Consider the following 11,222-nt stretch of genomic DNA (forward strand, 5'->3'; position numbering starts at 1 on the left):
GTCGCAACCGATGACAGATGAGACCACGACAGAATTGCGCCGGGGCTGGACCACGGGGGCCTGCGCCACGGCGGCGACCAAAGCGGCGCTGATGCAGTTGTGGGGCGGGACCTTTCCGCGCGAGGTTGGGATTACCTTGCCGCAAGGCGAAACGCCGGTTTTTCCGCTGGCCTTGGCCGAGGCGGGCGATGGATGGGCGCGGGTGGGTATCACTAAGGATGCGGGCGATGACCCTGATGTGACCCATGGAGCGCTGATTGTGGTGACGGTATCGGCCTCTGACGCCGGTGTTGTTTTTGTCGCCGGTGAGGGTGTTGGCACGGTGACCAAAGCCGGTTTGCCAATTGCTGTGGGCGAGCCTGCGATCAATCCTGTGCCGCGTCAGATGATGACGGATGTTGTGCAGGAGATGGCGACGCAGTTTGATCGTGCCCCTGATGTGCAGATCGCGGTTTCAGTGCCCGGTGGCGAGGCGCTTGCGCGCAAGACATGGAACCCTCGTTTGGGGATCGCAGGTGGTCTGTCGATCCTTGGAACGACGGGGATTGTGCGTCCGTTCAGCTGCGCTGCATGGATTGCGTCGATCCATCGTGGGATTGATGTGGCCCGCGCTGATGGTCTGGTCCATGTGGCTGGATGCACCGGGTCCACGTCCGAGGCTGCGGTGCAGGCGCTTTATGACCTGCCGGATCATGCGATGTTGGATATGGGTGATTTTGCGGGGGGCATGCTGAAGTATCTGGTGAAACACCCGATTGCCCGGGTCACGATTGGTGGTGGCATTGGCAAGATGACCAAACTGGCGCAGGGGGCCGTTGATCTGCATTCAGGGCGCAGTCAGGTCGACTTTGCGCGGCTGGCTGCGATGGCGGATGAGCCACGTGTGGCGGGTGCGAACACAGCGCTGGAGGCTTATGAGATTGCGGGGCCTGTTTTGGCGGCGCGTGTGGCCGAGACTGCGCTGTTGCAGGTGCAAGGGCGCTTTGGCGAGGCGGGGATTGCCTTTGATATTGTCGTCATTGACCGCAAGGGTGACATCATCGCACGGGCGGGCGCATGACTCTATTGTTGCTTGGTGGGACAGGCGAGGCGCGCCAGATTGCGGAACAATTGCAAGGCACGGACGCGGTGATTTCGCTTGCGGGGGCCACGCGGAACCCCGACAAACAGCCACTGCCGACACGGATTGGCGGGTTTGGCGGGGAGGACGGTTTTTCCCGGTATATGCAGGAGGCTGGTATCTCGGCCGTGCTGGACGCAACCCATCCTTTTGCGCATCGCATTTCTGAACGGACCGCACAGATTTGCCAAAGCGCTGATGTGCCGTATGTGCAGTTTTTGCGGTCCGGCTGGCAGCCTGAAAACGGTGATAACTGGACTGAGATTGCCAGTGAAGCCGAGGCGGCGGATCATATTCATCGTGGCGCCGTCGTGTTTCTGGGTACGGGCAGGCAGACGCTGGACCGCTTTGCCAACCTTGAAGGGTGCGAGGTGATTTGCCGCCAGATTGATCCGCCGGAGCATGCCTTTCCCTTTGTCGGTGGGCGCTTCCTTGTTGGCAGACCGCCGTTTTCGGTCGAAGACGAAGTTGCCTTGTTTCAAAAGCTGGGCGTCGAATATTTGGTCGTCAAGAACGCGGGCGGTGCACCTAGCCGCACTAAACTGACAGCCGCGCGGCTGCTGGGTATCCCTGTTTTGATGATTGCGCGTCCCAAACGGGGCGATTGGCCAGTGGTTGAAACGGTTGATGCGGCCCTCGCATGGGTGCACGCGTTGTGAAGGAGCTGGTGATCCGTTCGGATGCTTGTGTGGCCGAAGGTGCTGCTTGGTTGTGCCGATCTGATCCGCGCATCGCGCGGGCGATGGATGGACTGCTACCGTTGCCCTTACGCCTGAAGCCTGATGGCTTTGCAGAGCTTTTGAGCGCGATTGTCAGCCAGCAGGTCAGTGTCGCTTCGGCCGCTGCGATCTGGGGGCGGTTGCGGGACGCTGACATGATTGATGTAGCAAGCGTGGCGCAAGCCAGTGATGACGCGTTACGCGCGCTTGGATTGAGCAAGCAAAAGGCGCGGTATGCGCATGCGTTGGCGGGGGCGGATATAGATTATGCAGCGTTGCGTAATTTGCCTGCAGATCAGGTGATCAAGGCCTTGACGGCGGTTCCGGGGATTGGCGCGTGGACGGCCGAGATTTACGTGATGTTTTCACTGGGGCGGGCGGATGTTTTTGCGCCGGGTGATCTGGCGTTGCAAGAAGCGGCAAAACTGATCTTTGATCTGCCCGAACGACCCAAAGAAAAGGAGTTGCGCGTGATGGCCGAAGCGTGGTCGCCGTGGCGGTCGGTTGCAGCGCGGATCATGTGGGCCTACTACAAGCATCACAAACAACGAGAAGGCATCAGATGACACGGGCACTAGACGCACAACGGCGCGAGCCGGTCTCCGGCGAAATTCGATCATGCGTGGTTTTCCTGCATGGCTATGGGGCCAATGCGGCTGACCTGATTGGATTGGCTGATCCTTTGGGCGAACATATGCCCGACACTTTGTTCATCTCACCCGATGCCCCCGAAGAATGCCTTGGCGCACCGATGGGCCGGCAATGGTTCCCGATCCCTTGGATTGATGGATCAAGCGAGGAGGAAAGCAAGCTGGGTCTTGAACGCGCCGCCGCTGATCTGGATGCATTTCTAGATGGTGTGATGGTGGATGAGGATCTCTTGCCGGAACAGGTGATGGTCTTGGGGTTTTCACAAGGCACCATGATGGCCCTGCATGTGGTCCCGCGCCGTGAAGACCCGATCGCTGGGATTGTCGCGATTTCAGGGCGCTTGCTGGAGCCTGAGTTGTTGGCCGATGAAACGCAAAGCCGCCCGCCGGTCTTATTGATCCACGGGGATCAGGATGATGTTGTTCCGCCACAGTCATTGCCTGCTGCGGCAGAAGCTTTGCAAGAAGCGGGTTGGAAAGAGGTGTATGCTCATATAATGAAGGGTACCGGCCATGGCATTGCGCCAGACGGTCTTTCCGTAGCCTTGGCGTTTATGCGCGACAGATTGGGGCTCAGCTAATCGGAGGGTAATTTGTTGTCTTCTGTTAAGTGTTCCTTACAAATTCTATGTGACCGTCGGCAAAGGGAATTTTCTCCCTTCTGTCAGTGCGAGCATCGTCATGCATAGCCCTATCGTTTCACTTTTGGGCCCGAAGAACCGGCTTGGCTGGGCAATACGTTATGTCATTTTGGCATTGGGCGTGGCAGGCACTGTCTTTGCGCATGACGTCTTGCAGGACAACGCGTTTCACGGCGTGACGCGCGATTATGTCGGTGCGATGGTCATGATTGGCTTGCCGTTGTACGCGGTCGCGACCGGCATCATGGCAGACATGGGTCGTTTGCGTGTTCAACTAATTGACGCCAGTCAAACGGATCAGATGACTGGCCTGCTACAGCGCGTCCCATTTATCAGACGTACCGAACGCAAATTGCAACAAACTGGTGTGTTGATGATGCTGGACATTGATGGGCTGGGGCAGATCAACGCCCAACATGATCATCACGCCGGTGATTTATGTCTGATGGCATTGGCGATCCGATTGCGCGAAGTCACCCGCACAACGGATATCGTAGGCCGGATTGATGGGGCAACGATTGCGGTCTATTTGCCTGGTACGGCTCTGGATTCTGGTCGCTCTGTGGCAGAACGTTTGGCGCAGGGTATCCAGGTGACAACCGGTACCACCCGTTTCGAGGTAACGATGTCCGTCGGTGTTGTTATGGCAGATGGACAAACGCCACTCACAGTTCTGATGCAACGTGCGGAGGCGGCACTTTTGCGGGCCAAGGCGCGTGGCCGTGCTCAGGTCATGACCTCGGACGAGCAGTTGGCTGCCTAAGCGGTCTAGGCCTTCACTTTTTATCGCATATTCTGGGGGTTGTCACATTACTGACGCGATATATAGTCTTACTTAAGAAGAATGCGGGACTGCCGCTTTGACTGCTCCCGCACAGCCTTTCTTGGGGTGTGATTTATGACGCAGACGGATTTCAGAACTGACTTCGTGCGCGCGCCCGGCGCGCTCAAACACTATCCGGCGTTAGTGCTGAACGCGGATTATCGTCCTTTGTCCTACTACCCATTGTCACTTTGGCCCTGGCAAGAGGCTGTCAAGGCCGCTTGGCTGGACCGCGTTGATATCGTCAGCGAATATGATGAGGTGGTGCGCAGCCCATCGACCATCATCAAAATCCCGTCGGTTGTCGTGCTCAAAGACTATGTCAAACCGCAAAAGCAGGTCGCTTTTACGCGGTTCAATCTGTTCCTTCGCGACGAGTTTTGCTGCCAATATTGTGGTGCGCGTGGTGATTTGACCTTCGACCATGTCGTGCCGCGCGCTAGCGGTGGGATCACAAGTTGGGAAAATGTCGTAGCGGCCTGTTCGCCCTGCAATCTGCGCAAAGGATCACGCTCGCTCAAGCAATGCGGGATGCATCTGCAAAAACCGCCGCGTCGCCCCGTGCAGGCGCAGTTGCACAATGTGGGACGAAAGTTCCCACCAAACCACCTTCACGACAGCTGGGTGGACTTTCTTTATTGGGATGCCGAACTCGAAGCCTAGACTTGATCTTGCTGGCGGGGTAGTGAGTGGGCGTTAGCGCTAACGTACCTGTCCATAGGAGAGTTGACTTATGGTTTCTCGCGTCATTCCGGTCGAAGAATTCGATCTTGTGATTTTCGGTGGCACCGGCGATTTGGCCCGGCGCAAGATTCTGCCCGGCCTGTTTCGGCGATTTCTGTCTGGACAGATGCCGGCGGGGTCTCGGATCATTGGCGCTGCGCGTTCCGAGTTGGACGCAGACGGTTACCGTCAGCTCATTGCGGATGCCGTTGCTGAATTTGGAGGCGAAGAAGCAACTAACAAGAAAGGCTTAGGCGCCTTTCTTAAGCAACTGGAATACGTCGCCATAGACGCGCGTGGTGACGGTGGTTGGGCTGAGTTGGCTAAGATCGTACGGCAAGATGTTGTGCAGGCATTCTATTTTTCGGTGGCGCCATCGCTGTTTGGTGATTTGGCTGAACGGCTGCACAAGAACAAAATCGCCAATAGCAAAAGTCGGATTGTCGTTGAAAAGCCATTTGGCCGCGATCTTGAGAGTGCGCGCACGTTGAACGAAACGCTGGCGGCCCATTTCCGGGAGCGTCAGATTTATCGTATCGACCATTATTTAGGCAAAGAGACGGTCCAGAACCTGATGGCCGTCCGCTTTGGTAACATGCTGTTTGAACCGCTTTGGAACAATCACTACGTCGATCATATTCAGATCACAGTGGCGGAAACTGTCGGTGTTGGTGGGCGGGGCGCCTACTATGACAAGTCAGGTGCTATGCGCGACATGGTGCAAAACCACCTGATGCAGCTGTTGTGTCTGATCGCAATGGAACCACCCGGACAGTTTGAAGCGGACGCCGTGCGTGACGAAAAGCTAAAGGTTATCAGGGCGTTACAGTCCGTTGATCATCATCATATTGTCCGCGGGCAATATGATGCGGGCCCTGATGGCCCCAGCTACCGGACAGATGCGGAAAACGAGCGGAGTTTTACCGAAAGCTTTATCGCGATGCGCTGCCATATTGCGAATTGGCGGTGGGCCGGTGTGCCATTCTATTTGCGAACTGGCAAGCGTATGAAGGCCCGATCATCGGAAATTACCGTTGTATTTAAAGACCTTGGCCATACGATTTTCGAAGGTGATGAGGCGCGGCATCGCAATATATTGTCCATCAGGTTGCAGCCCAACGAAGGTATGGATTTACAAGTTACCATCAAAGAACCGGGCCCCGGCGGCATGCGCCTGATTGATGTGCCTTTGGATATGACCTTTGCCGAGGCTTTGGGCGATGATGCCGAGGACGTCACAGACGCCTATGAGCGCCTGATTATGGATGTGATCCGTGGCAATCAGACCTTGTTCATGCGCGGTGACGAAGTCGAGGCGGCTTGGTCATGGACCGATCCGCTGATCGAAGGGTGGGAGGCGCGCAATGATGTGCCAAAGCTTTATGACGCTGGATCCGCTGGGCCAGAGGATGCGATGATGTTGATGCACCGTGATGGGCGCAAATGGCGCGAGATCAAGGTCTGAACCGCGCCGTACAGAACCTGTACATATGCCGTACATACAGCGTACGTACACTTGGTACACGAATAAGGGGGCTGCAAAGATGAAGATCGTCGATTATCCCGACGCCGAAATGATGATGATGGACTTGGCCGACACACTTGCCAGCGAGCTAAAGAATTGCTTGCTTGTCCATGATCATGCGTCTTTTGCTGTGCCGGGTGGCACAACGCCGGGCCCTATTTTTGACAGTCTTTGCGCTGTTGATCTGGATTGGTCCCGGGTGCATGTCATGTTGACCGATGAACGCTGGGTGCCCGAGACATCGGACCGTTCGAACACGCGTTTGTTGCGCGAGCGGCTGCTTGTGGAACGTGCGGCAAATGCTACCTATGTACCGCTCTATGCGGACGCCGAAACGCCGGAAGAGAAACTGCCCGATTTGGCCGCAGCGCTTGAGCCAGAGCTGCCGGTATCTGTGATGTTGTTGGGTATGGGCGCTGATATGCACACCGCCTCGATTTTCCCGGGTGCGGATCAGTTGGCGCATGCGCTCAACGGTGACGATAATCTGGTTGCCATGCGCGCGCCGGGGGCGCCAGAGCCACGGATCACCCTCTCTGCCAAAGTTCTGAAATCCGCGATGAGCCGCCATATTGTCATTGTCGGTGCCGAAAAGCGCGCAGCGCTTGAGAAGGCCCGAAACCTTCCACCGGAAGAGGCACCTGTCGCTGCCGTGTTGAACGGTTCAATTGTTCATTGGGCGGAGCGTTAAGCATGTGGAACATGTTGAAGGAACATCAGGCAAAGGTTGCCGGCCGTCGCTTTGAATCGCTGGTAGATACTGCGCGTGCTGCGGATTTCGCGGCACAAATGGGCGACTTGCGTTTGGACTATGCCAAGACCAACATCGACACCGAAGGTCGCAAGTTACTGATCGCGCTGCTGGATCAGACAGGTGTTGCTGCCAAACGCGATGCCATGTTTGCCGGTGAAGCCATCAACGAAACCGAAGGGCGCGCCGTGCTGCACACAGCGCTGCGCAACCTCGACGATGATCCCGTGGTTGTGGATGGCAAGGATGTGATGCCCGGCGTGCTGGAAACGCTATCACGCATGGAACGCTTTGCTGATGATGTCCGCAGCGGTGCTTTTGCGGGGCAGGGTGGTCAGATTACCGATGTGATCAATATCGGGATTGGTGGTTCCGATCTGGGGCCAGCAATGGCGGTACAGTCATTGGCACCATACCATGACGGCCCACGGTGCCATTTTGTAAGCAATGTTGATCCTGCGGATGTTGCTGGCGTGTTGCGTGTCTGCGACCCGACCACAACGCTGGTCATTGTGGCATCAAAGACCTTTACCACGATTGAAACCATGACAAATGCGCGCACCGCCCAAGCGTGGATGTCGCAAACTGTGACGGACACGGGCGCACAATTCGCCGCCCTCTCAACCGCAGAGGAAAAGACGACCGCCTTCGGCATTGATCCTTCCCGCGTCTTTGGTTTCGAGGATTGGGTCGGAGGCCGTTATTCGATGTGGGGGCCGATTGGCCTGTCGTTGATGATCGCGATTGGACCGGATGCATTCCGTGCATTCCTGCGGGGCGCACAATCGATGGATCGGCATTTTCAGGCTGCCGCATGGCAAGACAACCTTCCGGTCATGCTCGCTTTGGTGGGCATCTGGCACAATCAGGTGTGCGGTCATGCCACGCGCGCAGTTCTGCCCTATGACAACCTGCTTGCACGCCTGCCTGCCTATTTGCAGCAGCTGGAAATGGAAAGTAACGGCAAAGGTGTCAATATCGACGGCGTCGAACTGGCTGTGCCAAGCGGCCCCGTTGTTTGGGGTGAGCCGGGGACCAATGGCCAACACGCCTTTTATCAGTTGATCCATCAGGGTACGCGGGTGATCCCGTGTGAATTTTTGGTTGCCGCGCGCGGCCATGAAGATGACCTGCATCATCAGCACCAGTTACTTGTCGCCAACTGTCTGGCCCAATCCGAGGCCTTGATGCGTGGTCGGACACTGGATGAGGCGCGCGCCAAGGTCGCTGACAAGTTTGAGGGTCCCGAGTTGGAGCGTCAGGCGCGCCACCGGGTCTTTACCGGCAATCGCCCATCCGTCACGATCAGTTACCCAAAGCTGACGCCAGAGGTGCTTGGTCAGATCGTGGCACTGTATGAGCATCGTGTGTTTGTCGAAGGCGTTGTGTTGGGTATCAATTCCTATGATCAGTGGGGTGTTGAATTGGGCAAAGAACTGGCAACAGCGCTGCAACCCGTGATCGAAGGCAAACAGAGTGCAGCAGACAAAGATGGCTCAACTGCCGCACTTGTTGAATTTCTGCGCTCGCATGGGGTGTCTTAATGCGCGCCTTTTGGCATAAGTTCGCTGAAGACTAAGTTCAAAGGACCGACGCCATGATTGCGCAATATGTACCCTTCGTAATGGCCGCCGTATTGATTGCGGCGATGGCGCTGGAAATCAGGTTCGGTCGCATTCCGAATTGGCTGACCCTTTTGCCGGTTGTTCTTTTCGTCGCTTTGCTTGCGTTGGCTGAGGATCGCACGCCCTTATACTGGCAAGCCGGTCTTGGTGCTGCGGTCTTTGCCGTCGGCCTGTTGCTTTATATCTTTGCGGGGTTCGGTGCTGGTGCGGTCAAGCTTATGTCAGGCCTTGCCCTTTTTGTGCCCTTTGAGAAGGGGGCGAACACGCTTCTCGTCTTTATGGCGGCACTTTTTGTAGTGTCATTTCTCATCGTGCAACTACGCAAAGCCTTTGCAAATGAGGACAGCGCCTGGTTTATTTGGGCCAAACCCGTTTTGCCGATGAGCCTGCCGATTGGCATTGCGGGCCTTGCCGCACTCTTTTGCTTTAGCGATAGGTCTTTTGACCCGTGTTTCGGGTCAACGCGTTGCTTTCAACGCGGGTGCTGTGCAGCATATTCGCCAGCATTCGCTCGCGATTGATGCCACCGTTAACAATTCGTTAACCAATCTGACTCAATCTCAGAGGAGGTAGCATTCTGCCTGCCTGCCAGACATTTGGGCGACAGTTGAAAGTGCAGCCAACGGGACAGGATCATATCTACTCATGAAAACGACTGATACGTTTGAGTATGATGATCAGACCTTTCATCAAATCATCGCCGAAACCGCACATGCCGGTCTTCTTGTTCTGACACTTGATGCAAAAGTTGTCTGGGCCAACACAGCCTATCTGAACTTGTTCCAACGATCCAAGGAAGAGATCATCGGACGATCGCCGCTCGAATTTGCTGTACCGGAGCATAAACGGCCGAGCGCCGAAAGAATTGCTAGTTTTCGTTATGATCCCAATACGATGGGCCGGGAACGTGATGTGATCCGCGAGAACATTCGCAGTGATGGTACGACGATCTGGGTGCGCCTGAGTGCCAGCGCCTACGAACCGGCTGAAGGCGAAACGCTGGTTGTGGTCGTTTGCTATGATGTGACGGAAATGGTGCAAAAAGAGCGTGCATTGGCGGCCACGTCACATGAACTTGCCTACCTTGCCTCGCATGATGAACTGACGGGGGCCGTGAACCGATCTGAGGTCACGAAATATATCGAAACGACATTAGAGCATGCCCGACACACAGGGCGCAAAGTCGGCCTTATCCATCTTGATCTTGATAACTTCAAACTCATCAATGATGCACACGGTCACCTGATTGGTGATGCCGTTCTGGTTGCTGTTGTTGCACGGGTGCGTACACAGTTGCGGGCAGGTGACGTCATTGCGCGACTGGGTGGTGATGAATTTGTTATCGTTTGCCCGGGCCTGGCGTGCAATTTGGACCTCGACAAAATAGCTGAGCCGCTGCTTCAGGCCGTCAATCAGCCGCTTTTCATCGAACAGTGTATGATCCATTGCGGCGCCAGTATGGGTGCCACTATCTCGGACGGTCATGTCAATCGTGTTGAAGAGCTGTTGCTGCAATCTGATTTCGCCCTCTATGACGCAAAGCGTCGTGGTCGCGGTCGTGTTTCACGCTTTGATAGAAAGCTGCAGGAGCGCTATGCCCGCGCCACACGTCTGTCCGCCGATCTGAAAGACGCGGTCGTTGCCGGCGGACTGGATTTCCATTTTCAGCCGATCACCAGCCTTGATGGTCAGCGTGTCGATTGCATTGAAACGCTGGCTCGTTGGGACCATCCCACCGAAGGTTTCATTGATCCATCAGAATTTTTGCAACTCGCAGAAGGCCTCGGTCTGCTGGCCAAGATTGATTTGCTTGCGATGAAAGCTGCTTTGCATGCCAAGCAGCGTCTGAATAAAAGTGGATTGGTTGGGGTCCGTGTCAGCTTTAATGCGTCGTCTGCATTTCTTCTTGAACCCCGGTTGTTGGCGGTGTTGCATGATGCGGTCGCAGCGCATGGACTTCGGCCCGGCGATATTGTCATAGAAGTTCTTGAAACCGTTGCGTTTGAAGTACTTGGCCATGAAACGCGACCGGTGCAAGCCTTAACAGATTTGAATTTGGCCGGTTTCGGGTTGTTGCTTGATGATTTTGGCAGCGGTCATGCCGGTCTTGTGCACCTTTCCAAGTTGTCTGTGGACGGCATCAAGATTGATCGTTCGCTGACAAGAAGCCTGACCAGCTCCAACTCGGGCGAAAAAATCCTGCGGGCTGTTGTTGACCTGTGTCGGGAGCTTGAATTGAGTACGACTGTCGAAGGGGCTGAGACCTCGGAACAGGCTGAGATCCTCAAGATCATCGCGCCTGACTGCTTGCAAGGCTATCTTTATTGTGAACCTCTGGCGTTTGACGACGCGCTCAGCTGGATCTTGTCGACGTGCAGCGACCTGACCAGTTCGACGGCGAGTTAGAGAATGGTGTGAAAGACCGGTGCGACGCGCCACTGTCGAAAGAATGGCATTTTGAGGTGGAGCGGGTAACGGGAATCGAACCCGTAACTGAAGCTTGGGAAGCTTTCGTGATACCTTTTCACCATACCCGCACCTGTAGAGATGGCGTAGCTACCGTGCTCGAGAACGTCAAGATCAATCAAATCGACCGTTTAGGTGATTTGGGCGATTGAAGGTAGTAGAAACAGCACTGAGCTAAT

11 protein-coding genes and 1 tRNA gene are annotated in these 11,222 nt (G+C 55.7%); 11 read left to right on the top strand and 1 reads right to left on the bottom strand.

Going from position 1 to position 11,222, the window contains the following annotated elements; genetic code table 11:
• The first annotated feature begins 10 nt into the window (after positions 1-10).
• From ACZ1G5_RS17400 to ACZ1G5_RS17450, 11 genes are all read left to right on the top strand, one after another.
• Entirely contained in the window at positions 11-1,060 is a 1,050-nt protein-coding gene (locus ACZ1G5_RS17400) for a cobalt-precorrin-5B (C(1))-methyltransferase (protein ID WP_472734039.1), read from the top strand.
• The gene (locus tag ACZ1G5_RS17405; RefSeq protein ID WP_472734040.1) at positions 1,057-1,779 is read left to right on the top strand and encodes a cobalt-precorrin-6A reductase; all 723 of its coding nucleotides are present in this window, start codon (positions 1,057-1,059) and stop codon (positions 1,777-1,779) included. Before ACZ1G5_RS17400 ends, ACZ1G5_RS17405 begins: the two co-directional genes overlap by 4 nt.
• A complete protein-coding gene (locus tag ACZ1G5_RS17410; RefSeq protein ID WP_472734041.1) occupies positions 1,761-2,405 on the top strand; it encodes a DNA-3-methyladenine glycosylase family protein in 645 nt (214 codons plus the stop codon). The genes ACZ1G5_RS17405 and ACZ1G5_RS17410 overlap by 19 nt, the downstream gene beginning before the upstream one ends.
• The gene (locus ACZ1G5_RS17415; RefSeq protein ID WP_472734042.1) at positions 2,402-3,070 is read left to right on the top strand and encodes an alpha/beta hydrolase; all 669 of its coding nucleotides are present in this window, start codon (positions 2,402-2,404) and stop codon (positions 3,068-3,070) included. The genes ACZ1G5_RS17410 and ACZ1G5_RS17415 overlap by 4 nt, the downstream gene beginning before the upstream one ends.
• 100 nt (positions 3,071-3,170) lie before the next feature.
• On the top strand, positions 3,171-3,893 hold the full coding sequence (locus ACZ1G5_RS17420; protein ID WP_472734043.1) for a GGDEF domain-containing protein: 723 nt from the start codon (positions 3,171-3,173) through the stop codon (positions 3,891-3,893).
• Positions 3,894-4,028: 135 nt separating this feature from the next.
• A complete protein-coding gene (locus ACZ1G5_RS17425; RefSeq protein ID WP_472734044.1) occupies positions 4,029-4,616 on the top strand; it encodes an HNH endonuclease in 588 nt (195 codons plus the stop codon).
• 70 nt (positions 4,617-4,686) lie between these two features.
• Positions 4,687-6,141, top strand: coding sequence for a glucose-6-phosphate dehydrogenase (zwf, locus tag ACZ1G5_RS17430; RefSeq protein WP_472734045.1), 1,455 nt, complete (start codon positions 4,687-4,689; stop codon positions 6,139-6,141).
• A 79-nt stretch (positions 6,142-6,220) separates the two neighbouring features.
• Entirely contained in the window at positions 6,221-6,892 is a 672-nt protein-coding gene (gene pgl / locus ACZ1G5_RS17435) for a 6-phosphogluconolactonase (RefSeq protein ID WP_472734046.1), read from the top strand.
• 2 nt (positions 6,893-6,894) lie between these two features.
• Positions 6,895-8,496 (top strand): glucose-6-phosphate isomerase, encoded by a 1,602-nt coding sequence (pgi, locus tag ACZ1G5_RS17440; RefSeq protein ID WP_472734047.1) that lies wholly within the window; start codon positions 6,895-6,897, stop codon positions 8,494-8,496.
• Positions 8,497-8,549: 53 nt separating this feature from the next.
• Positions 8,550-9,098 (top strand): A24 family peptidase, encoded by a 549-nt coding sequence (locus tag ACZ1G5_RS17445; RefSeq protein WP_472734048.1) that lies wholly within the window; start codon positions 8,550-8,552, stop codon positions 9,096-9,098.
• Between the two features lie 124 nt (positions 9,099-9,222).
• Positions 9,223-10,983: a putative bifunctional diguanylate cyclase/phosphodiesterase gene (locus tag ACZ1G5_RS17450; protein ID WP_472734049.1), complete on the top strand. Its 1,761-nt coding sequence runs from the start codon at positions 9,223-9,225 to the stop codon at positions 10,981-10,983.
• A 57-nt stretch (positions 10,984-11,040) separates the two neighbouring features.
• On the opposite strand, the gene ACZ1G5_RS17455 is transcribed toward ACZ1G5_RS17450, so the two are convergent.
• Positions 11,041-11,114: transfer RNA gene (locus ACZ1G5_RS17455), tRNA-Gly, on the bottom strand.
• Between the last annotated feature and the right edge of the window lie 108 nt (positions 11,115-11,222).

This window comes from Yoonia sp. JB2-21 (assembly GCF_055693545.1).